The organism is Arsenophonus sp. ENCA (genome assembly GCF_002287155.1).
GTDB lineage: Bacteria > Pseudomonadota > Gammaproteobacteria > Enterobacterales > Enterobacteriaceae > Arsenophonus > Arsenophonus nilaparvatae.
Window position 1 is genome coordinate 1 of sequence record NZ_NHNG01000575.1, and the last position, 821, is coordinate 821.

1 protein-coding gene and 1 pseudogene are annotated in these 821 nt (G+C 43.1%); one reads left to right on the forward strand and one right to left on the reverse strand.

Annotated elements, in window-relative coordinates:
• On the reverse strand, positions 1–503 hold a 503-nt coding region (locus CBG25_RS14940; protein ID WP_290605026.1), incomplete at its 3' end, for a transposase.
• 141 nt (positions 504–644) lie between these two features.
• Between CBG25_RS14940 and CBG25_RS14945 the strand changes: the two are divergent.
• Positions 645–821, forward strand: a pseudogene (locus tag CBG25_RS14945) (transposase zinc-binding domain-containing protein); the annotation flags it as partial.

Sequence of the window (821 nt, forward strand, 5' to 3'; positions counted from 1 at the left end):
CAGGAAACCCCAGATTGGGTACGAAGAAAAACGGATAATGTAAGTTCTTTAAAAAAACTGCCCGTCAGGACAGTCTGATGTTGATAAATGAAACGTCCAAGGCTGGCATGATCAGGTGTCACGCCATTGCTGACAAAAATACATCCCAAATCTAAACGCGCCAGATTTTCAAGTGCTCTGAGCGAACTATGCCCTTTCATGATCCCATAAAGCAAAATTCCCATCATTGAACGAGGAGAATACGGCGCTCTACCTGTTGAAGAATAACAGCGTTCGAAAGGTACCCAGTCTTGTTCATCCAAAATCTCTGTGACAATAAATGCCCTACGTTCACCAATTTGCTTGAGATAATCGCAAAGGGAAACAGAACCCTCCAAGATAGGTAGATTTTGCGCTTTGACAAACTTACGTTTGGTGTGAGATGGCGATTCCAGTTTGCGAGTAAATACGGTCATAAAAGATCTGCGTTTAAAACGAATAAAGCAAATTTTAATCGATAACATGAGCTTTTGCGACAGCCTCGTAAAGAGGCTGTCGCAAAAGAGGTAGTATCATGTTTTTAATGATTTCAATATTTTGATTTTAAAGAAAAAATTAAATTATTTTTATTGTAAATACCCCTTTTGCGACAGCCTCGTAAAGGTCGGGGATGCCCGAGCTGCGGCAAAAAGGCCACCGATATCTGGATCGCCACTATGATGGCGCGTCTTCCTGACGTTCCCTTTCAACATGGCACCTTCACGATGCCTGATGCCCTGTGGCCGTTATTTGAGAACAACCGTTGGTTGCTAGGCCACCTGTTCGCCCTCGCTGCTGATAAT